The sequence below is a fragment of the Streptomyces sp. URMC 126 genome (genome assembly GCF_051386555.1).
In the GTDB taxonomy this organism is placed as follows: domain Bacteria; phylum Actinomycetota; class Actinomycetes; order Streptomycetales; family Streptomycetaceae; genus Streptomyces.
Map to the genome: position 1 here is coordinate 1 of NZ_JBPQTX010000805.1, position 279 is coordinate 279.

Sequence of the window (279 nt, forward strand, 5' to 3'; positions counted from 1 at the left end):
GGCCAGGGCCAGGAACGCGACCCCGGCGAGCGGATAGACGGCCGAGAGCAGCATCTGGCCGCCGTTCTGGTGGAGTTCCAGCCGTTCTCCGAACGGGTGCGGGACCCACCACAGCGCGAAGGAACAGAACAGCAGCCCAGCCCCGGCCGTGCTCGCCCTGTCGGCGCTCGTCGTCTGGTGCGAGCCGGTGTGGACGACGCTGCGCTACGGACAGGTGAACCTGCTGATCGCCGTACTGGTGTGCTGGGACCTGTCCCGGCGGTCCGGCCACCGCTGGGC

At 70.6% G+C, this 279-nt stretch carries 1 pseudogene; it reads left to right on the plus strand.

The features are described 5' to 3' along the window. Positions 1–163: 163 nt before the first annotated feature. Positions 164–279: pseudogene (locus ACSNOK_RS33995) on the plus strand (glycosyltransferase 87 family protein); the annotation flags it as partial.